This is a genomic window from Streptomyces sp. NPDC002793, from assembly GCF_040295485.1.
Lineage (GTDB): Bacteria > Actinomycetota > Actinomycetes > Streptomycetales > Streptomycetaceae > Streptomyces.
This window is the reverse complement of sequence record NZ_JBEOVL010000013.1, coordinates 107894-126847: the sequence shown is the minus strand read 5'-3', so window position 1 is coordinate 126847 and position 18954 is coordinate 107894. Positions and strand designations below refer to the sequence as shown.

Sequence of the window (18954 nt, the reverse complement as noted above, 5' to 3'; positions counted from 1 at the left end):
AATCAGCCCGCGGCCACCGTGGCCCGGAGCGCCCCGTCGGGCCCCGCGAGCAGCACCGGGGTGTCAGGCCCGCCCAGGTCACGGACGGCGGCGCGGTCGGCATCCGAGGCGGTCGCGGCCTCGGAGACGACGGCCGCCGCCTCCAGGGAGGTGGCGCCGCCGGCCACCGCCATCGCCACGGCGGTCTGCAGCGCGCTGAGCTTCAGCGACTCCAGGGCCACGGTGCCGGCGGCGTACGTGCGTCCCGTCTCGTCCCGTACCGCCGCGCCCTCCGGCACTCCGTTGCGGGCACGGACGCTGCGCGCCAGCGTGACGATCTTGCGGTCCTCGGTCCCGAGGTCGGTGCTGTCGGTCATGTGCCGAGCATACGAAGGGTGCCGGTTCGGCCGGGGGGCGGGGCCGCCGCCGGCCGTACCGTGCCCGCCTACGGCCGGTCCAGGCGCAGCCGTTCCGCCTTGGGAAGTCCGGCCACCACCAGGTCGTAGCTGTCCTCCACGAGCTCCCTGACCATCCGGGCCGGGAGCTCGGAGACCGTCACGGTGTTCCAGTGGCGCTTGTTCAGGTGCCAGCCGGGCACGATCGCGGCGTGCTCCTCACGGAGCCGCAGCGCCTCGTCCGGGTCGCACTTGAGACTGACCTTCAGGGGCCGCGCGTCGAGCGCCACGAGGGCGAACATCTTCCCCAGGACCTTGAAGACCGAGGCCTCGGGCCCGAAGGGGAACTCCTCCGCACTCGCGTTGAACTCCAGGCAGAACGTGCGCAGCTCCTGGGGAGTCATGCCGTCTCCGTTCCCTCCGGTTCCACCAGCACCGTGACGATCTTGTTCCTGCGGCCCGCCGGGGACTCCGCGGTGAGACGGAGCTTGCGCCCGTCGGGGAGGTCGACGATCGAGGAGGCTCCGGAGATCGGGACCCGCCCGAGTGCCTTCGCCAGCAGGCCGCCGACCGTCTCCACGTCCTCGTCGTCGTACGCGTCGAGGCCGAACAGCTCCCCGAGGTCGCCGATGTCGAGTCTGGCGGTCACCCGGAAGCAGCCGTTCTCCAGCTCCTGGACCGGCGGGAGCTCGCGGTCGTACTCGTCGGTGATCTCACCGACGATCTCCTCGAGGATGTCCTCGATGGTGACGATGCCTGCCGTGCCGCCGTACTCGTCGATGACGACGGCGACGTGGCTGCGGTCCTGCTGCATCTCACGCAGCAGGTCACCGGCGTTCTTCGTGTCGGGGACGAACGCTGCGGGGCGCATCGCCGTGGAGACCAGGTCCGCCTCCGCGTCCCTGTTGACGTGGGTCTTGCGGACCAGGTCCTTGAGGTAGACGATGCCGACGATGTCGTCCTCGTTCTCCCCGGTGACCGGGATCCGCGAGAAACCGGAGCGCAGCGCGAGGGTCAGTGCCTGACGGACCGTCTTGTACCGCTCGATGCAGACCAGGTCGGTGCGGGGCACCATGACCTCGCGGACGAGGGTGTCGCCGAGCTCGAAGACCGAGTGCACCATGCGGCGCTCCTCGTCCTCGATGAGCGACTCCTGCTCGGCGAGGTCGACCATGGCGCGCAGTTCGGCCTCGCTGGCGAAGGGGCCCTTGCGGAAGCCCTTGCCCGGGGTCAGCGCGTTGCCCAGGAGGATCAGCAACTGCGGGACCGGCCCCATGATCCTGGCAAGCGGCAGCAGGACGTACGCCGCGGCCGTCGCGGTGTTCAGCGGGTGCTGGCGGCCGATGGTGCGCGGCGAGACCCCGATCGCGACGTAGCTGACGAGGACCATCACGCCCATGGAGACGGCCAGCGCCTCCCAGGTCTCCGGGAACTCCTTCAGACAGGCGTACGTGACGAGGACGCCGGCCGACATCTCGGAGGCGACCCGGACGAGCAGGGCCACGTTGAGGTAGCGGGTGGGGTCGGCGGCGACCTGCTCCAGCTTCGCGCTGCCCCGGCGTCCCGCCCGCACGGCCTCGGCCGCGCGGAAGCTCGACGTGCGCGCGATCCCGGCCTCGGCGCAGGCCGCGAGCCAGCCGACCACGACCAGCAGGACGGCGCCGGAGATGAGGGGCACGCTCACGAGACGGTGGGGGCCGGGGAGGGACCGGTCAGCCCGCGCTCACCGCGCCAGCCGTCGACGATGGCCGCCTGGAGGCCGAACATCTCGGCCTTCTCGTCCGGCTCCTCGTGGTCGTAGCCGAGGAGGTGCAGCACCCCGTGGACGGTGAGGAGCTGGAGCTCCTCGTCCATGGAGTGCTGCGTCTCGGCGTCCTCGCCCTGCTTCTTGGCGACCTCCGGGCAGAGCACGATGTCACCGAGGAGCCCCTGCGGGGGCTCCTCGTCGTCCTTGGCCGGGGGACGGAGCTCGTCCATCGGGAAGGACATGACATCCGTCGGACCCGGGAGGTCCATCCACTGGATGTGGAGCTGCTCCATGGCGGCGGTGTCCACCACGATCACCGAGAGTTCGGACAGCGGGTGGATCCGCATCCGGGCGAGCGCGTAGCGGGCGATGTCGAGGATCGCCTGCTCGTCGACCTCGGTTCCGGACTCGTTGTTGACGTCGATCGACATGGTGCGCTGCGACTACTTCCCGTTGCGGCCCTTGGGGCCCTCTGCGTTGTCGTACTTCTCGTACGCGTCGACGATACGGCCGACGAGCTTGTGCCGGACGACATCCTGGGAGGTGAGCCGGGAGAAGTGCACGTCGTCCACGTCCTGGAGGATGTCCTGGACCTGGCGGAGACCACTCTTGGTGCCGGTCGGCAGGTCGACCTGCGTGACGTCACCGGTGACGACGATCTTCGAGTCGAAGCCGAGGCGGGTGAGGAACATCTTCATCTGCTCGGCGCTGGTGTTCTGCGCCTCGTCCAGGATGATGAAAGCGTCGTTCAGGGTCCGACCGCGCATGTAGGCGAGTGGCGCGACCTCGATCGTGCCCGCGGCCATCAGCCGTGGGATCGAGTCGGGGTCGAGCATGTCGTGCAGCGCGTCGTAGAGCGGGCGCAGATACGGGTCGATCTTGTCGAAGAGCGTGCCGGGCAGGAAGCCGAGCCGCTCCCCCGCCTCGACGGCGGGCCTGGTCAGGATGATCCGGCTGACCTGCTTGGACTGCAGGGCCTGGACCGCCTTCGCCATGGCGAGATAGGTCTTGCCGGTGCCCGCGGGGCCGATACCGAAGACGATGGTGTGCTTGTCGATCGCGTCGACGTACCGCTTCTGGTTGAGCGTCTTGGGGCGGATCGTGCGGCCACGGCTGGAGAGGATGTTCTGGGTGAGCACCTCGGCGGGGGTCTCGGCGCCGTCCCCGGTGCCGTTCCCGCTCGCCCTGAGCATGGCGATCGAGCGTTCCACAGCGTCCTCCGTCATCGGCAGCCCGGTGCGGAGCACCAGCACCATCTCGTCGAAAAGGCGCTGGATCAGGGCGACATCGGCCGCACTTCCAGTCGCGCTTATCTCGTTGCCCCGGACATGGATGTCGACGGCCGGGAACGCCGTTTCGATCACGCGCAACAGCGAATCGCCCGACCCCAGGAGCATCACCATGGGGTGTGCGGCCGGGATGCGGATCTGGGCGCGCGCCTGCGGCTGTGTAGGTGACTGAGTCATGGGCCGGCCCTCGGGCCTGCGCATACCTCCCGTTGCAGGGCCGTCGCTGCTCGACCGCCTCTGGAGTACCAGCGTACGACTCCGCACCGACAACACCGAGAGGTTTTACCTGGTGATCATCAGCCCTTCACTGGCGGAAGCCGATGGTCGGGACGGCGCGGCGCAGGGGCCATTCCCTGCTCGTGGCGGGCAGCAGCTCCTCCAGGAAGGCGTAGCGCTCCAGCGCCGCCGGGTCCTGGTCGGCGCAGGTACGCACCTGCTGCCACCAGCCGGCGATCTCGGCCCATCCGGGGGCGGACAGCGATCCGCCGAACTCCTGCACCGACAGGGCCGCCGTCAGCCCGGCGAAGGCGAGGCGGTCGGCGAGCGGCCAGCCGGCCAGCGTCCCGGTGACGAACCCGGCGACGAAGACGTCACCCGCTCCGGTGGGGTCCAGGGCCTCCACCTCGATGGCGGGCACCTCGGCCGCCGTCCCGGCCTCCCGGTCCACCGCGTAGGCGCCCTCCGCCCCCAGCGTGACCACGGCGAGGGGCACCCGTTCGGCCAGGGCGTGGGCGGCGGCGCGCGGGCAGTCGGTCCGGGTGTAGCGCATCGCCTCCTCCGCGTTGGGCAGGAAGGCCAGACAGTGGCCGAGGTCGGGCAGGGCGTCCAGGTCCCAGCGGCCGGTCTCGTCCCAGCCGACGTCGGCGAAGAGCATCGCGCCGTCGCGGGCGGCCCCTGCCACCCACGGCTCGGTGCGGCCGGGGGTCAGCGAGGCGACGGCGGCGCGTGCGCGCGGCGGGCAGTGCGGGAGCGTGAGCCCGTGCACCGCGGAGGCGGCGGTGGGCGCCTCGTGACCGTGCGAGACCATCGTGCGTTCCCCCTCGTACGCCATGGAGACGGTGACGGGCGAGTGCCAGCCGGGGACCGTGCGCGACATGGAGAGGTCGATGCTCTCGCCCTGTTCGAGGGCGTCCCAGCAGTACTCGCCGTAGTGGTCGTCGCCGAAGGCGGCGGCGAGCGAGGTGCGCAGACCGAGCCGGGCGAGTGCGGTGGCCATGTTGGCGACGCCTCCGGGGCTGGAACCCATCCCCCGGGCCCAGGACTCCGTCCCGCGCACCGGTGCGCTGTCCAGGCCGGTGAAGATGATGTCCAGGAAGACCGTTCCGGTCAGGAAGACGTCACAGGCCGGATCCTGCGGGGCGCGCAGCCCGAGCAGCGGGTCGATGCCTGAACTGGCTGTACTCACCGTGCGCTCCCCGGCCGTGGCAGATCTGAACAGTGCTGGATCCGGCCAGTGTGCCGGATGTGCCGCCTCATCCGGAGGGCCCGCGCCGGGAGGCGCATACTCGCTCCCACCTGCATAAACATGCGCTGCTACCCGCCTCTGTGACGCATAAACCAGACTGTGACCCAGATCACGTCGAGTCGGCTTTCCGTCGTCCGGGCGCGCTTGATACAAATTGCCCCGCGAGCACCGCTCAGGACAGTTGACGACGAGTGCCGCTTCTCTCGCATTCCCCTGCATTTCGCGCTTCACCCTCCCCTGCCTTCTTCTGCCTCCTCAGGCATGTCTTCAGGAACGCCCATGTCCTCGCGCCCTCGCGCCGCGTGGCCCCTGGTTGCCGTGTTCACCGCCGGTTACCTCGCCGCCTATCTGCTCCCCACCATCGTCGGACGCCTCAGCGCCTATCTGGGGCTGAGCTCGACCCAGGCCGGTCTGGTCGGCAGCGCCCTCCTGCTCAGCTCGGCCGCGGCCGGCTTCGCCCTGGCAGGGCGCGTCGAACGCTACGGGTCACGCGGACCCGCGCGGGTGGGGCTGCTGCTCGCCGTGCTCGGCTACGGCTGCGCGGCGTCGACCACCTCGATTCCGCTGGTGATCGCGGGGGTCGTGATCGGCGGCCTGGGCTCCGGCACGGCGACCGCCGTCGCGGCGTCCGGCATCGCCGCTCAGCACGATCCGCACCGGACCTCGTCGCTGGGGCTGCTCAGCGTCTCGGCGACAGCGGGTGCCCTCTATCTGACGGTCCCCCACCTGGGCGGCGGCCACCGGCTTCCGTTCGCGTCCATCGCGCTCGTCGCCCTGCTCGTCTGGCCCGCCACATCCCGGCTGGGCGGCTCCTCGCCCGTCGGCGGTACGGCACAGGCGCAGGGACGGCTGCCGCACCGCAGGTCGGGGCTGGTGCTGGCGGGCGGGATGCTCGTCTGGTCCATGGCGCAGAACGCCCTGTGGGGGGTCAGCAGCCGGATCGGCGCCGTCCAGGTGGGGCTCTCCGAGGTGACCATCGGCGCCGTGTTCGCCGCGGCGCTGGGTGCGGGACTGCTCGGTGTCATGGGTGCGGGCATGCTCGGCGCCCGGCTCGGGCGAGCGGTACCGATCGGGCTCGGGACGATGATCATCGCGGGGAGCATCGTGCTCAGCTCCTCGGCCGAGGACCTGGGGTCGTTCGCGACCGGGGAGATCGCCTGGAACACCTTCTACCCGGTGGTCCTGTCGTACCTGATCGGTCTGGCTGCCTCACTGGACGTACGCGGCCGCTGGGCGGTCCTCGCGGGTTCGGCGTCCTCCGTCGGCACGGCCTGCGGCCCCCTGCTCGGCAGTTTCCTCTCCGAGCAGGCGGGCTACGCGGTGATGGGCCTGATCCTGGGGGCCGCCACCCTCCTGGTCGCGGCCCCCGTCACCGCCGTGGCGCTGCACACCGGCGGACGCCCCCTGGTGCCCGGCTCCGTCCGGCGCAGGGGCGGCGCCCCTGCCGCACTCCTCGCCGCCACGTCCAACAGCCTGTCCGGCGCGGTGCCCGAGCTGGGCGCTCCGGAGCAGGAGGTCGCGGAGATCAGCGTGCCCGCGCTGCGGCGCGGGCGGCTGGTGCGGAGCGCCGTCCGGACGGCGGGACCGGACGGCGGTCCCGGTCAGTCGAACACGTAGGCCTCGACCTCGGAGAGGTAGCGCGCCCTGCGCTCCTCGTCGTGGTCGAGGAAGGCCGCCTCGAAGGAGTTGCGGGCCAGGGTGCGCAGCTGCTCGCGGTCCAGGCCGAGCGCCTCGTGCACGGCGTGGAAGGTGTCTCCGACGTATCCGCCGAAGTAGGCGGGGTCGTCGGAGTTCACCGTGCAGAGCAGGCCCGCGTCCATCATGGACCGCAGCGGGTGCTGCTCCAGGACGTCGACGGCGCGCAGCCGTACGTTGGAGAGCGGGCAGAGCGTCAGCGGGATCCGCTCGGAGACCAGCCGGTCCACCAGCTCCTGGTCCTCCATGCAGCGCAGGCCGTGGTCGATCCGTTCGACTCCGAGGACGTCCAGGGCCTCCCGGATGTACTCCGGCGGGCCCTCCTCCCCGGCGTGGGCGACCTTGCGCAGGCCGAGGGCGGTGGCCGCCGCGTACACCTCGCGGAACTTCGCGGGCGGATGACCGACCTCGGCCGAGTCGAGGCCCACGGCGCTGATGCGGTGCAGGTGGGGCTTGGCCGCTTCGAGGGTTTCCAGCGCCGACTCGGCGGACTTGTCGCGCAGGAAGCACATGATCAACTGGGTGGAGATGCCGTGCGTCTCCTCGCTGCGCTCCAGCGCCCTTCCGAGCCCCTCGATCACGGTACCGATCGGGACGCCCCGGTCGGTGTGGGCCTGCGGGTCGAAGAAGATCTCCGCGTGCCGGACGCCCTGGCCGGCGGCGCGGGCGAGGTAGGCGTCGGCCAGGTCGGCGAAGTCCTCCTCGGTGCGCAGGACGGCCATGAGGGCGTAGTACAGGTCGAGGAAGCTCTGCAGGTCGTCGAAGAGGTAGGCGGTGCGCAGCTCTTCGGTGTCCGCGTAGGGCAGGTCCACGCCGTTGCGTGCGGCGAGCGCGAAGGCCAGCTCGGGTTCGAGGGTTCCCTCGATGTGGAGGTGGAGTTCTGCTTTGGGGAGGTGCACGGGGTTCTCGTTACGTGTGGCGGGTGGGTACCGGGACCCTGATCAGGTCCTGGGCGATGGTCAGTTCGCCTTCGAAGCCGGCTGCCCTGGCCTGGCGCTCGAAGACGTCGGGGTCGGTGTAGCGCTGGGAGAAGTGCGTCAGCACGAGGTGCCGTACGTCCGACTCCTTCGCCACCCGGGCCGCCTGTCCGGCGGTGAGGTGACCGTGGTCGGCGGCGAGCCGGCCGTCCTCGTCGAGGAACGTCGACTCGATGACCAGCATGTCGCATCCCTCGGCCAGCGCGAACGCGCCGTCGCAGAGCCGGGTGTCCATGACGAAGGCGAAGCGCTGTCCGCGGCGGGGCTCGGAGACCTCGCCCAGCGGGACGCCCCGCAGGGATCCGTCCCGCTGAATCCGTCCGACGTCGGGGCCGCCGATGCCGTGCTCGGCGAGCTTTCCGGGCAGCATGCGCAGCCGGTCCGGCTCGGTGAGGCGGTAGCCGTAGGACTCGACGGGGTGCGAGAGCCGGTGGCCGACGAGGGTGTACGCCTCGGTGGTGGCGAGGACCCCGTCGGCGGCGACCGGGGCCTCGGCCAGCTCGACCGACTCGCGGTAGGCGGTCGCGTACCGCAGCCGGTCGAAGAAGCGCTGTCCGCTCGCCGGGAAGTGGGCGGTGACGGGATGCGGGACCTGGTCGAGGTTGATGCGCTGGATCACTCCGGCCAGGCCGAGCGAGTGGTCGCCGTGGAAGTGCGTGACGCAGATCCGGTTGATGTCGTGCGCGGCGACACCCGCCCGCAGCATCTGGCGCTGGGTCCCCTCGCCCGGGTCGAAGAGGATGCCCTCACCGTCCCAGCGCAGCAGATAGCCGTTGTGGTTGCGGTGGCGGGTCGGCACCTGGCTGGCGGTGCCGAGGACCACGAGTTCTCGTACGGACACGGGTGCTAGCCGGGGGGCCACTGCATCCCGCGGCCGCCCAGGACGTGGGCGTGCGCGTGGAAGACGGTCTGCCCGGCGCCCGCACCGGTGTTGAGGACGATGCGGTAGCCGCTCTCGGTGAGCTTCTCGTCGGCGGCGACCAGGCCGGCCTCGCGCAGCACCGCGGCGGCCGTCTCCGGTTCGGCGGCAGCGAGGGAGGCTGCGTCCGGGTAGTGCGCCTTGGGGATGACCAGGACATGCGTCGGGGCCTGGGGATTTATGTCACGGAAGGCGACGGTCGAGTCGCTCTCGCGGACGATCGTCGCCGGGATGTCGCCCGTGACGATCTTGCAGAACAGGCAGTCGGTCTGCGGTTCTCCCGCCATGGCCCGGGCCTCCTCGGTCGGTCGGTGAGCGTGATCGGTACACCGGCATGCTATCCGGCGGGGCCGGAGCCCACGGTTCCTCAGCTCCAGCGCCCGGTGCGCCCCATCAGCAGGGCCGCCGCGGCGGTCCCCGCGGTCGAGGTGCGCAGGACGCTCGGGCCGAGCCGGTAGGCGGGAGCACCGGCCTCGGCGAAGGCGGCCAGCTCCTGCGGGGACACCCCGCCCTCCGGGCCCACGACCAGCACGATCGTGCCGCGGGTGGGGAGTTCGGCGGTGGCGAGCGGCTCGCTGCCGGCGTCCTGGTCCTCGTGCAGGACCCCGGCGAAGTCCGCCCCTGCCAGCAGGGCGGCGACCTGCTTGGTCGTCATGGCCTCCGCCACCTCGGGGAAACGGACCCGGCGCGACTGCTTCCCCGCCTCACGCGCGGTGCTGCGCCACTTGGCCAGGGACCTGAGTCCGCGGTCGCCCTTCCACTGGGTGATGCAGCGCGCGGCCTGCCAGGGCACGATCATGTCGACGCCGGTCTCGGTCATCGTCTCCACGGCGAGCTCACCGCGGTCGCCCTTGGGCAGCGCCTGGACGACGGTGAGGGAGGGGGTGGGCGCGGGCTCCTCGTGGACCGGCTCCAGGCCGCCTACGACGAGCCGGTCCTTGCCCTCGGCGGCCCGTACGACGCCCTCCGCCCAGCGGCCCCGCCCGTCGGTCAGGACGACGTCCTCCCCCGGGTTCAGCCGCTTCACGGAGACGGCGTGCCGCCCCTCGGAGCCGTCCAGGACGAACTCCGGCCCACCGGGCAGCTGTTCGACGACGAATACCGGTGCCGTCACTGGGCACTCCTCACGCTCACTGCCGCACGCGCGGCTTCCGTCTCTGCGGCGAGCAGGCCCACGAGCTCCCCGGCGGGCAGCTCGCGTGCCATCCGGTGTCCCTGGCCCGCCCACAGGGCCATGCCCTGGGCGTCGTCGGCCTTCGCGGCGGCCCTGCGCAGTCCGCTGGTCAGGTGGTGCACCTGCGGGTAGGCGGCCGGGGCGTACGGGCCGTGCTCCCGCACGAAGCGGTTGACCAGCCCACGCGCGGGGCGGCCGGAGAAGGCCCGGGTCAGGGTCGTGGTCACGAACAGCGGGTTGGTCAGCGCCTGCTTGTGCAGCGGGTGCGCTCCCGACTCGGGACAGGCCAGGAACGCGGTACCGAACTGTGCCGCGTCGGCTCCGGCCGCGAGGACGGCGGTGATCTGGGAGCCGCGCATCAGCCCGCCGGCCGCGATCACCGGCAGCCGCACGGATGCGCGGACCTCGGTGATCAGGGTGAGCAGCCCGGTGCCGCCGAGCGCGGCCTGCGGGTCGTCGCGGTGCGTGGACTGATGGCCTCCGGCCTCGGTGCCCTGGACGCAGAGGGCGTCGGCACCAGCCCACTGGGCGTTCCGCGCCTCCTGGGCCGAGGTGACCGTGACGACGGTGAACGTCCCGGCCGCGGCGAACGCCGCGAGGACTTCACGCGTGGGGCACCCGAAGGTGAAGGAGACCACGGGTACGGGGTCCTCCAGCAGGATCGCGACCTTGGCCTCGTAGCCGTCGTCACCGCCGCCGCAGGAGTCCGCGTCGCCGAGCGGGGTCTCGTACCAGGCGGCCTCGCCGGCGAGCTGGTGGCGGTAGACCTCGACGGCGCCGGCGTCGGCGACCCGCGGCTGCGGCATGAAGAGGTTGACGCCGAAGGGCCGGCCGGTCAGTCTCCGCATCTCCTTGACCTCGTTGTACATCCCGTCCGCGGTCTTGTAGCCGGCGGCGAGGAAACCGAGCCCTCCGGCGTCGGAGACGGCCGCGGCCAGCTCCGGGCGGGACACCCCGCCCGCCATCGGGGCCTGCACGATCGGGTACCGGCAGAGATCGGTCAGCGCCAAGGACATGACCGCATCGTGCCACGTCCGGCGGATCGTGCCGAATCAGCCCCTTACGACCGGCCGACGCGACGCCGTACACAGCGCACCGCCCGCCGGTACGGGACCGGCGGGCGGTGCGGTGACAGGGTTCAGCGGCCGTTGAAGGCGTCCTTCAGGCGGGAGAACAGTCCCTGCTGTCCTGGCTGGAACTGACCGGTGGGCCGCTCCTCGCCACGCAGCACGGCCAGCTCCCTCAGGAGGCGCTCCTGCTCGGGGTCCATCTTCGTCGGGGTCATGACCTCGACGTGCACGATCAGGTCGCCGCGCCCGCCACCGCGCAGGTGCGTGATGCCACGCCCGTGCAGCGGGACCGACTGGCCGGACTGGGTGCCCGGCCTGATGTCGATCTCCTCCAGACCGTCGAGCGTCTCGAGCGGCACCTGGGTGCCGAGCGCCGCCGCCGTCATCGGGATGGTGACCGTGCAGTGCAGATCGTCGCCGCGCCGCTGGAAGACGGCGTGGGAGAGCTCGTGGATCTCGACGTAGAGGTCGCCGGCGGGGCCGCCGCCGGGGCCGACCTCGCCCTCGCCCGCGAGCTGGATCCGGGTGCCGTTGTCGACACCGGCGGGGATCTTCACGGTGAGGGTGCGCCGCGAGCGGATGCGGCCGTCACCGGCGCACTCCGGGCACGGCGTCGGGACGACCGTGCCGAATCCCTGGCACTGCGGGCAGGGCCGCGAGGTCATGACCTGGCCGAGGAAGGACCTGGTGACCTGGGAGACCTCGCCACGGCCGCGGCACATGTCACAGGTCTGCGCGGAGGTGCCGGGTGCGGCGCCCTCGCCACTGCAGGTCGTACAGACGACCGCCGTGTCGACCTGGATGTCCTTGGTCGTGCCGAAGGCCGCCTCGTTGAGGTCGATCTCCAGCCGGATCATCGCGTCCTGGCCGCGCCGGGTCCGTGAACGGGGCCCGCGCTGCGCGGCGTTGCCGAAGAACGCGTCCATGATGTCGCTGAAGTTGCCGAAGCCGCCGGCTCCGAAACCTCCCGCGCCACCGCCGCCGCCCGAGTTGGACAGCGGGTCACCGCCGAGGTCGTAGACCTGCTTCTTCTGCGGGTCCGACAGCACCTCGTAAGCGGCGTTGATCTCCTTGAACCGCTCCTGGGTCTTCGGGTCCGGGTTGACATCCGGGTGCAGCTCGCGTGCGAGCCGACGGAATGCCTTCTTGATCTCGTCCTGAGATGCGTCGCGGCGCACGCCTAGTACGGCGTAGTAGTCCGTGGCCACTTACGAATCCGCCAGGATCTGTCCGACGTAACGTGCCACTGCGCGTACCGCTCCCATCGTTCCGGGGTAGTCCATGCGGGTCGGTCCGACCACGCCGAGTTTGGCGACTGCCTCGTCGCCCGAACCGTAGCCGACCGCGACGACGGACGTGGAGTTGAGGCCCTCGTGGGCGTTCTCGTGCCCGATCCGTACGGTCATGCCTGAGTCCGTCGCCTCACCGAGCAGCTTCAGCAGCACGACCTGCTCCTCCAATGCCTCCAGCACCGGCCGGATCATCACAGGGAAGTCGTGCCCGAAGCGGGTGAGGTTGGAGGTGCCGCCGATGATCAGCCGCTCCTCCGTTTCCTCGACCAGAGTCTCGAGGAGGACGGAGAGCACCGTGGATACGGTTCCCCGGTCCTCGTTCTCGAAGGACTCCGGCAGGTCCTGCACCAGCCGGGGGACGTCCGCGAAGCGTCGTCCGACGACCCGGCTGTTGAGCCGGGCCCGCAGATCGGCCAGTGACGTGTCACCGAACGGTGCAGGGCAGTCGATCATACGCTGTTCGACCCGGCCCGTGTCCGTGATCAGCACGAGCATCAGACGGGCCGGAGCCAGCGAGAGCAGCTCCACGTGCCGGACCGTCGACCGGGTCAGCGAGGGGTACTGCACGACGGCGACCTGCCTGGTCAGCTGCGCGAGCAGCCGGACCGTGCGGCCCACGACGTCGTCGAGGTCGACCGCGCCGTCGAGGAAATTCTGAATGGCCCGGCGCTCCGGCGACGACAGGGGCTTGACGCCCGCGAGCTTGTCGACGAAGAGACGGTAGCCCTTGTCCGTCGGAATACGTCCCGCACTGGTGTGCGGCTGGGCGATGAAGCCCTCGTCCTCCAGCACCGCCATGTCGTTGCGGACAGTCGCCGGAGAGACCCCGAGGCTGTGCCGCTCCGTGAGTGCCTTGGAGCCGACGGGCTCCTCGGTGCCGACGTAGTCCTGGACGATGGCGCGCAGCACTTCGAGTCTGCGTTCACTGAGCACCGCGCACACCTCCAGCTGTGTTCTTCGGTGTCTGCTTGGCACTCTGTGCGTTCGAGTGCCAGCAATCCCCCGGTCAGTGTACGGGGGCGGGGTGGGCCCGGGGCAAGGGCGACCGGCCACGCCGTCACGGGACTGCGCAGGTCGTTGCCGATAGCGTCGCGGTATGGACGTCTCTTGGGAAGAGTTCGGCTGGGAGCGGTTGGGCAACGGTACGGGGCGGCGGCGCCTTCCCGTCTGGGACGCGACCGCCGCGCTGGTGGCGGGGACGGAGGGGGTGCTGCTCTACGACACCGGGTCGACGCTCCGGGAGGGGGCCGAGCTGAGGACCCAGGCGGAGGCGATGCTGGGCCGGAGGGTGACGCATATCGCACTGAGCCATCCGCACTTCGACCATGTGCTGGGCACCGCCGCCTTCTCCGGGGCGGAGGTCTACGGAGCCGTCGGCACGGCGGACCTGCTGGGGCGGGGCGCCGAGGAGCTGCGCGCGGACGCCCTGCGGCACGGGATGGGTGAGGCGGACGCCACCACGGCCACGGACACCCTGGTGGCCCCGCGGCACCAGGTGAGCGGCGAGTGGACGCTCGGCCTCGGCGGCGGGTTCCAGGTGCTGCTGGCCAATGTGGGCCCCGGTCACAGCGGCCACGATCTCGCGGTGCTGGTGCCGGGCTCCCCCGTCGTGGTGCTCTGCGGAGATCTGGTCGAGGAGTCCGGCGAACCGCAGGCGGGCCCGGACGCGGTCCCCTCGCACTGGCCTGCCGCGCTGGACCGGCTGCTGGAGCTCGGCGGCGAGGACGCGCTGTACGTGCCGGGACACGGGGCGGTGGTGGACGCGGCGTTCGTACGTGCCCAGCGTGATCGGCTGGCCGACCGCTTCGGCGTGTCGTGAAAGGCCGGCGGATTATCGTCGTGCCATGCGCAGCTACCAGCCGGATCTGACTCCGCCGTGGAAGAAGTCCGCCCCCGCCCCCGAGGTCCCCGCCGAGCCCGATCTGGTCGTCGAGGACGCCGTCACCGGCTTCTGCGGGGCGGTGATCCGGTGCGAGAAGACGGCCCAGGGGCCGACGGTCACGCTGGAGGACCGCTTCGGTAAGCACCGGGTCTTCCCGATGGAGCCGCGCGGCTTCCTGCTGGACGGCAAGGTGGTCACCCTCATACGCCCCTCGGCCGGCGGCCCCGTCCGCCCCATGCGTACGGCGTCCGGTTCGGTGGCGGTCCCGGGGGCGCGGGCCCGGGTGGCGCGGGCGGGCCGGATCTACGTGGAGGGGCGGCACGACGCCGAGCTCGTCGAGCGGGTCTGGGGCGACGACCTGCGCATCGAGGGCGTGGTGGTGGAGTACCTGGAGGGCGTCGACGACCTGCCGGCGATCGTCCGGGAGTTCGCGCCCGGCCCGGACGCCCGGCTCGGTGTCCTGGTCGACCATCTGGTGCCCGGGTCCAAGGAGTCCCGGATCGCCGCTCAGGTCACCGACGCGCACGTGCTGGTGGTCGGGCATCCGTACATCGACGTCTGGGAGGCCGTGAAACCGTCGTCCCTGGGCATCCCCGCGTGGCCGGTGGTTCCGCGTGGCCAGGACTGGAAGACGGGCGTGTGCCGAGCCCTGGGCTGGCCGGAGAACACCGGTGCGGCCTGGCAGCGCATCCTGTCCGAAGTCGGCTCGTACAAGGACTTGGAACCTCAACTGCTGGGCCGCGTAGAAGAATTGATCGACTTCGTCACTCTGCCCGGCTGATGCCCGGAGCCCTTTGACGAGGATCCGGTACCGATACCCGCGAACACCTGCGCCGCACACGCACCATCCGTTATTGAGAGGTGACGGCAGTGCCGGCGCAGGGGATGGGACGGGGCGGATGACGCGTGAAGTGTGGCGGGACAGTGCGGACAACGAGGCGGCCTCCGCCGTCTTCCACCTCATGCAGGAACTGATCGACCAGTACCGGGTCAACCGGCCCGTGATGCCCCTGGTCGTGGCGCAGGCGAAGGACGCCGCCGCGGGTCCGGAGATCGACGACAGGGTCGAGCGCATCGTCCATCAGGTCCACCGGGCGAACCAGCGGCGGCGGGTGCCGGTGAAGCTGCTCGACGGCAACGGCACCACCCCGTACGAGGCGGCGCTCTCCATGGTCCGCACCCTCACCGAACGGCCCTGGGAGACCCGGGACACCTCGCAGTACAAGCCCTTCACGTTTCCCCGCTCCCGGCTGCTCGCCGCCATCGAGCAGGCCACGGAGACGGTCGTCGCACAGCCTGGCGCCGGATCGCCCCGGGAACGCGACGAACGGATCCTGGAACAGCTGGGCAGCCTGCGGTGGCGGGCGAGCCGGTCGGGAGGCTCCAACTGGTGGGACTCGCTGCGCGCCTCGATACGTCCGGAGACCTTCGTCGGGGCCGTCTTCATCGCCGTGCTCAGCGTGCTGCTGGGGGAGATCGGCTGGGTGCTGACCGCCCTGGTCGCCGCCGCAGCCCTGCTCGGCCTCGCGGTCGTGAGGCTGGTGACCACGGCGGCGCCACCGCTGCTGTGGCTGCGCCGGGCCAGCCGCTGGCTCGCGACCACGTCGTCGCTGGCCGCGTCGAGCACCGCGTACCCGTCCGACGGCTGGTCGTGGTTCTCCCCCAGCGGTTCGTGGCGGGTGATCCGGGCGCGGGCTGCCGCCGTCGCGGGGCGGGTCGCGGATGCGGGGGCCGGCGACGAGCACGCGCGCCAGTTCCACCTGGAGCTCCGTGTCCAGGCGCTGCTGGAGGACCTGCTGCACAACTACCGTCCGCACGCCCTGGACTGGCGGCGCGGCAAGCGCACCGTCCCGCCGGTGGTCTTCCTGCCGACGGCCACCCAGGACAACGGCGGCATCCTGCTCATCAACGCCGTCAACAACGTGCGCTCGCGGCGCAGCGAGGTGGATCCGCTGCTGCTCCTGGCCTCGCTGCCGGCCGACCGGATCATGCGGCACACCCCGCCGCTGCCTCCCGAGCCGGCGGCGAACGCCGGCGGCAGGTCCGGGGCCCGTGCCCGGTACGAGAGCTGGGTCGCCGACCTGAGCGTCGGCCAGGCCCCGGCGGCGGCCGTGACGCTGGCCTGGGTGCTGCGGCTGCCGCTCTCCACCGGTCAGCTGACCCACGAGCACGCCCATGCGCAGCTCGTCACCCATCGGGTCCGCCGGACCTGGGCCTGGTGGGTGATGTCACGGACGACCGTCGCCCTCGCGCTGGTCGGCGCGCTGCTGGGAACCTACCTGTGGGGCGAGCACCTGAAGGAGAAGTACTGCTACGGCCCGCTCGTCGGCGTCAGCACCGACGCGGTCAGACTGACCGGCCCCGGCGGCGCCAAGGAGTGCATCGGGGTGGCCACGGTGCCCGAGGTGCGCTTCGCCGAGGGCAACACCCTCCAGCTGCACGGGGTGGGCCAGGGTGTCACCTTCGAGCGGATCGAACAGGCGATCAGGGAGCAGAACTCCGCCATCGTGCCGGGTGAACCGCATGTCACCGTCGTCTACGCGGGCCCGCTCACCGGCACCGACGCGAACCGGGAGGACACCCGCAAGGGTCTGGAGGAGCTGACCGGCGTCTATCTCCACCAGCGGTTCGTCAACGACACGGCAAACCGTTCCGTCAAGCTCCGGGTCCTGACGGCCAACGGCGGCCAGGACATGCTGCGGCAGACCACGGCGGTCAGGAGGATCATCGACGTGGCCCGGCGGGACCCCTCCGTCGTCGGTGTCGTGGGCCTCGGCCGCAACACCACGGAGAGCGCCGAGACCACCGGGCTCCTCCAGCGCGCGGGGCTTCCCGTGGTGGACACCACGAACTCGGGCAGTGATCTGGCCCGCGCGTATCCGAACTACTTCGGCATGGCCGCGACCGACGAGGAGCAGGCGGACGCCCTCGGGCTGGTCGCGGGCCGGCTGGCGGAAGCGCTGGACGATCCGCAGGCCGCCGTCCTGTCCCGGAAGGTGGGCAACGAGGACAAGGACCGTTACACCACCGAGCAGCGCCGGGTGGGTTTGGAGATGCTGGCGGAATCCGGCTTCACCGTGGCTGCCGACACCCAGTACTCCCTGTCCGAGAACGGCAGTTCCGCGAACCTCGACGCGCCCCTGCACGCGATCTGCGGTGCCGAGCGCGTGCCCGACGCCCTGTACTTCGCGGGCCGGGTCGAGGACGTCAACACGCTGATGTCCGGCCTCGGCCAGACGGCGGGCTGCTCGGAGAAGCAGATCACGGTCTTCACCGGCGACGACCTGACCAAAGCGCGCTTCGACGACTCGACGAAGCTCGCGGACAAGGTGACGCTCTACTACGGCGCGCTCGCCCCCTTGAGCCAGGGCGGTGGGCGGGCGTTCTACGAGGACTCCCGCAAGACCCTGGAAGCCCTGCTCCCCGAAGGCCGGCGGCTGCCCGCGCTGCCGAAGGAGCGCCCGTACGAGGACAAGCTGTTCGCCAGCGGGCAGACCGTCATGTCCTACCAGGCGACGGCAGCCCTCTATGCGGCGGCGACCCGCAGCGACGTCCCGCAGAGCGCTGCGGAGACCTGGGCGACGCTCTACTCGGTTGCCCTGCACGACATGCCGACCGGGACCATCACCTTCCGGGGGACGATTCCGTACGCCGACCAGAAGGTGCACGGCCTGAACATCGTCGAGGTCACCCGCCCGGGGCCGGACGCGCAGAGCCGTGTGGTGTGCGGCCGGGCCGCGGGTGACCGGACACCCCTCACCCGCGCGGACTGTCGGGTGACATAGGGGATCCTTCCTCCGCCTCAGTCCACCAGGTCCCGCACCACGGCGTCGGCCAGCAGCCGGCCCCGCAGGGTGAGGACCGCGCGGCCCTCGGCGTACGGTCCGGGCTCCAGCAGCCCGTCCGTCACCGCGCGGCCGGCCGCCGCGAGGCCGGCGGGGGCGAGCAGCGACAGCGGGCAGCCCTCGACGAGCCGCAGCTCCAGCAGGATGCGCTCGACCCGGCGGTCCTCGTCACCGAGCACCTCCCGGCCCGCGCCGGGCGAGCGGCCCTCGGACAGGGCCTGCGCGTAGGCCCCGGGGTGCTTGACGTTCCACCAGCGCACCCCGCCGACGTGGCTGTGCGCCCCGGGCCCGGCGCCCCACCAGTCGGCGCCGCGCCAGTAGAGCTCGTTGTGCAGGCAGCGGCCCTCGGGCGTACGGGACCAGTTCGACACCTCGTACCAGGAGAAGCCGGCCGCCGCCATCGCCTCGTCCGCGATCAGGTAGCGGTCGGCGTGGACGTCGTCGTCCGTCATCGGGACCTCGCCGCGCCGGATACGCCGGGCGAGCTGGGTCCCCTCCTCGACGATCAGGGCGTACGCCGACACATGGTCGGGTCCGGCGCCGATCGCCGCGTCGAGCGAGGCCCGCCAGTCGTCGTCGGACTCGCCGGGGGTCCCGTAGATCAGGTCGAGGTTCACGTGTTCGAAGCCGGCCGCACGGGCCTCGGCGACGCAGGCTTCGGGCCTGCCGGGCGTGTGGGTGCGGTCCAGGATCTTCAGGACGTGCTGCCGGGCACTCTGCATGCCGAAGGAGATCCGGTTGAAGCCGCCTTCCCGCAGCTCCGCCAGATACGCCGGATCGACGGATTCCGGATTGGCCTCCGTGGTGATCTCGGCGTCCTCCGCCAGCCCGAACTCCGTGCGGATCGCCGCGAGCATCCGGACCAGGTCGGCGGCGGGCAGCAGCGTCGGCGTACCCCCGCCGACGAAGACCGTGCGGACCGGACGGGGGTCGTCGCCGAGCACCTTGCGGGCCTGGCGGACCTCCTCGATCAGATGGGCCGCGTAGTTGTCCCGGGACGCCAGGGCACCACCTGAACCGCGCAGCTCGGTCGCGGTGTAGGTGTTGAAGTCGCAGTAGCCGCAGCGCGTGGCGCAGTAGGGCACGTGCAGGTAGAAGCCGAGCGGCCGTTCCGCGGCGCCTTCCAGGGCGTGGCGGGGCAGTGCCCCGTCGTCGGGCACGGGCTCACCATCGGGCAGTACGGAAGGCATACCGTCCATTGTCACTCGCCGGCGGAGCTGCCCCG

Annotated in this window: 18 protein-coding genes; 4 read left to right on the top strand and 14 right to left on the bottom strand. The window is 71.4% G+C overall.

The window, feature by feature from the left end; all coding sequences use genetic code 11:
* Positions 1 to 2: 2 nt before the first annotated feature.
* The 6 genes from ABT001_RS15460 to ABT001_RS15435 all read right to left on the bottom strand — a co-directional run bounded on the left by ABT001_RS15460 (position 3) and on the right by ABT001_RS15435 (position 4815).
* Positions 3 to 356 (bottom strand): cytidine deaminase-like protein, encoded by a 354-nt coding sequence (locus tag ABT001_RS15460; RefSeq protein WP_351277038.1) that lies wholly within the window; start codon positions 354 to 356, stop codon positions 3 to 5.
* 68 nt (positions 357 to 424) lie between these two features.
* The gene (locus ABT001_RS15455; protein ID WP_351277035.1) at positions 425 to 778 is read right to left on the bottom strand and encodes an MmcQ/YjbR family DNA-binding protein; all 354 of its coding nucleotides are present in this window, start codon (positions 776 to 778) and stop codon (positions 425 to 427) included.
* On the bottom strand, positions 775 to 2058 hold the full coding sequence (locus ABT001_RS15450) for a hemolysin family protein (protein ID WP_351277033.1): 1284 nt from the start codon (positions 2056 to 2058) through the stop codon (positions 775 to 777). The genes ABT001_RS15455 and ABT001_RS15450 overlap by 4 nt, the downstream gene beginning before the upstream one ends.
* A complete protein-coding gene (ybeY, locus tag ABT001_RS15445; protein ID WP_277334053.1) occupies positions 2055 to 2552 on the bottom strand; it encodes an rRNA maturation RNase YbeY in 498 nt (165 codons plus the stop codon). Before ybeY ends, ABT001_RS15450 begins: the two co-directional genes overlap by 4 nt.
* 12 nt (positions 2553 to 2564) lie before the next feature.
* The gene (locus tag ABT001_RS15440; protein WP_351277029.1) at positions 2565 to 3587 is read right to left on the bottom strand and encodes a PhoH family protein; all 1023 of its coding nucleotides are present in this window, start codon (positions 3585 to 3587) and stop codon (positions 2565 to 2567) included.
* A 127-nt stretch (positions 3588 to 3714) separates the two neighbouring features.
* Positions 3715 to 4815, bottom strand: a complete 1101-nt coding sequence (locus tag ABT001_RS15435; protein ID WP_351277027.1) for a carbohydrate kinase family protein — start codon at positions 4813 to 4815, stop codon at positions 3715 to 3717.
* Positions 4816 to 5154: 339 nt separating this feature from the next.
* Here ABT001_RS15435 and ABT001_RS15430 point away from each other — a divergent pair, with 339 nt between their 5' ends.
* Positions 5155 to 6492, top strand: coding sequence for an MFS transporter (locus ABT001_RS15430; protein ID WP_351277024.1), 1338 nt, complete (start codon positions 5155 to 5157; stop codon positions 6490 to 6492).
* Here the strand turns inward: ABT001_RS15430 and ABT001_RS15425 are convergent.
* The 7 genes from ABT001_RS15425 to hrcA form a co-directional block, all read right to left on the bottom strand.
* Positions 6477 to 7469 carry an adenosine deaminase gene (locus ABT001_RS15425; RefSeq protein WP_351277022.1) on the bottom strand — a complete coding sequence of 331 codons (993 nt, stop codon included), beginning with the start codon at positions 7467 to 7469 and terminating at the stop codon, positions 6477 to 6479. The genes ABT001_RS15430 and ABT001_RS15425 overlap by 16 nt on opposite strands.
* A gap of 10 nt (positions 7470 to 7479) precedes the next feature.
* Complete coding sequence (locus ABT001_RS15420; RefSeq protein ID WP_351277020.1) at positions 7480 to 8388, bottom strand: ribonuclease Z; 909 nt, start codon at positions 8386 to 8388, stop codon at positions 7480 to 7482.
* Positions 8389 to 8393: 5 nt separating this feature from the next.
* Positions 8394 to 8753, bottom strand: coding sequence for a histidine triad nucleotide-binding protein (locus tag ABT001_RS15415; protein ID WP_351277017.1), 360 nt, complete (start codon positions 8751 to 8753; stop codon positions 8394 to 8396).
* 80 nt (positions 8754 to 8833) lie between these two features.
* The gene (locus ABT001_RS15410) at positions 8834 to 9580 is read right to left on the bottom strand and encodes a 16S rRNA (uracil(1498)-N(3))-methyltransferase (RefSeq protein ID WP_351277014.1); all 747 of its coding nucleotides are present in this window, start codon (positions 9578 to 9580) and stop codon (positions 8834 to 8836) included.
* Positions 9577 to 10656, bottom strand: coding sequence for a nitronate monooxygenase (locus tag ABT001_RS15405; protein ID WP_351277011.1), 1080 nt, complete (start codon positions 10654 to 10656; stop codon positions 9577 to 9579). Before ABT001_RS15405 ends, ABT001_RS15410 begins: the two co-directional genes overlap by 4 nt.
* A 122-nt stretch (positions 10657 to 10778) precedes the next feature.
* Positions 10779 to 11918 carry a molecular chaperone DnaJ gene (dnaJ, locus tag ABT001_RS15400; protein ID WP_351277008.1) on the bottom strand — a complete coding sequence of 380 codons (1140 nt, stop codon included), beginning with the start codon at positions 11916 to 11918 and terminating at the stop codon, positions 10779 to 10781.
* Positions 11919 to 12935: a heat-inducible transcriptional repressor HrcA gene (gene hrcA / locus ABT001_RS15395; RefSeq protein ID WP_351277006.1), complete on the bottom strand. Its 1017-nt coding sequence runs from the start codon at positions 12933 to 12935 to the stop codon at positions 11919 to 11921.
* Positions 12936 to 13098: 163 nt separating this feature from the next.
* On the opposite strand from hrcA, the gene ABT001_RS15390 reads away from it, so the two are divergent.
* From ABT001_RS15390 to ABT001_RS15380, 3 genes are all read left to right on the top strand, one after another.
* Positions 13099 to 13821, top strand: coding sequence for an MBL fold metallo-hydrolase (locus ABT001_RS15390; protein WP_351277003.1), 723 nt, complete (start codon positions 13099 to 13101; stop codon positions 13819 to 13821).
* A gap of 25 nt (positions 13822 to 13846) precedes the next feature.
* Entirely contained in the window at positions 13847 to 14665 is an 819-nt protein-coding gene (locus ABT001_RS15385; protein ID WP_351277001.1) for a DUF3097 domain-containing protein, read from the top strand.
* Between the two features lie 118 nt (positions 14666 to 14783).
* On the top strand, positions 14784 to 17669 hold the full coding sequence (locus tag ABT001_RS15380) for an ABC transporter substrate-binding protein (RefSeq protein WP_351276999.1): 2886 nt from the start codon (positions 14784 to 14786) through the stop codon (positions 17667 to 17669).
* 17 nt (positions 17670 to 17686) lie between these two features.
* On the opposite strand, the gene hemW is transcribed toward ABT001_RS15380, so the two are convergent.
* The gene (gene hemW / locus ABT001_RS15375; protein ID WP_351276997.1) at positions 17687 to 18919 is read right to left on the bottom strand and encodes a radical SAM family heme chaperone HemW; all 1233 of its coding nucleotides are present in this window, start codon (positions 18917 to 18919) and stop codon (positions 17687 to 17689) included.
* Positions 18920 to 18954: the final 35 nt, after the last annotated feature.